The organism is uncultured Formosa sp., from assembly GCF_947500765.1.
Classification (GTDB): Bacteria; Bacteroidota; Bacteroidia; order Flavobacteriales; family Flavobacteriaceae; genus Formosa.
This window is the reverse complement of record NZ_CANMTH010000052.1, coordinates 1-775: the sequence shown is the minus strand read 5'-3', so window position 1 is coordinate 775 and position 775 is coordinate 1. Positions and strand designations below refer to the sequence as shown.

At 36.8% G+C, this 775-nt stretch carries 1 protein-coding gene and 1 pseudogene; both read right to left on the bottom strand.

Going from position 1 to position 775, the window contains the following annotated elements; genetic code table 11:
* A partial coding sequence (locus Q1B05_RS18565) for an SDR family NAD(P)-dependent oxidoreductase (protein WP_299782954.1) occupies nucleotides 1-563 on the bottom strand: 563 nt, incomplete at its 3' end.
* A gap of 20 nt (nucleotides 564-583) precedes the next feature.
* Nucleotides 584-775 (bottom strand): annotated as a pseudogene (locus tag Q1B05_RS18560) (5-deoxy-glucuronate isomerase); the annotation flags it as partial.

The window sequence follows — 775 nt, the reverse complement described above, 5'->3', positions numbered from 1 at the left end:
CCTATTCCGTTTGTTTGAATGTTAAACTTAGCCCATTCTGTTGCCATATTTTTGGTTAACATTTTTAATCCGCCTTTCGCTGCGGCATAGGCACTAACAGAATCTCGACCTAATTCACTCATCATTGAACAAATGTTTATAATCTTTCCTCCGCCTCGTTCAATCATACCTTTGGCTACTGTTTTTGATACAATAAATGGAGCTACTAAATCCACATTTATTACGGCTGCAAAGTCGGCTACCTCCATATCAATCATAGGCGTTCTTTTTATGATTCCGGCATTGTTGATTAATATATCGATAGGACCTACTTCTGATTCTATTTTGGCAATCCCTGATATAACTTGTGATTCGTCCGTTACATTAAATACATAACCATGAGCTGTTATTCCGTCTGCTGTATATTCTTTAAGAGCGTTATCGATTGCATCAGGAGATAAATCGTTTACCACTATGGTTGCCCCGGCATTTGCTAATCCTTTTGCCATAGCCATTCCTAGACCATGAACGCCACCTGTAATAAGTGCTACTTTTCCTGTTAAATCAAATAAATTACTTGACATCTTTTTTATGTTTTTAATTTTTATCTTAATTCTGTTATTTTTGCAACGTCCATATCGTTATAATCTAAATTCTCTCCTGCCATTCCCCAAATAAATGTGTAATTTGACGTTCCTGAACCTGAGTGAATTGACCATGGTGGTGAAATTATAGCTTGATCGTTTTGCATCCAAATGTGACGCGTTTCTTGAGGTTGTCCCATAAAATGACATAC